This is a genomic window from Pseudonocardia nigra (genome assembly GCF_019396355.1).
GTDB classification, from domain to species: Bacteria; Actinomycetota; Actinomycetes; order Mycobacteriales; family Pseudonocardiaceae; genus Pseudonocardia; species Pseudonocardia nigra.
On the sequence record NZ_JAHKRK010000570.1, the window covers coordinates 169 to 628 of the forward strand.

Here is a 460-nt window from a genome sequence, read left to right on the forward strand (position 1 = left end):
CCCCGACCTTGCCGACCTTGCCGACCTTGCCGACCTTGCCGACCTTGCCGACCTTGCCGACCTTGCCGACCTTGCCGACCTTGCCGACCTTGCCGACCTTGCCGACCTTGCCGACCTTGCCGACCTTGCCGACCTTGCCGTCCTTGCCGTCCTTGCCGTCCTTGCCGTCCTTGCCGTCCTTGCCGTCCTTGCCGTCCTTGCCGTCCTTGCCGTCCTTGCCGTCCTTGCCGTCCTTGCCGACCTTGCCGTCCTTGCCGTCCTTGCCGTCCTTGCCATCTTGGTCGGGGAGGACGTGGCCGTGTTCATCGCGGGCGAGGGAGGTGTCGGGCTCGGCGATCTCGAAGTAGGTGGAGGTGGTGTCTCCTTTTACCGGCTAATCCAGCCGAGGCGAGGCCCGGCCCCGGTGCGACACGCCGTGGTGGTCGGGGTGCTTGCCTTGCTGCCGGGAGTGCTGGTTGAT

General features: G+C 67.0%; 1 protein-coding gene. It reads left to right on the forward strand.

Translation table 11 applies throughout. From position 1 onward, the window contains the following. A partial coding sequence (locus KME75_RS42245) for a hypothetical protein (protein ID WP_219420704.1) occupies positions 1-460 on the forward strand: 460 nt, incomplete at both ends.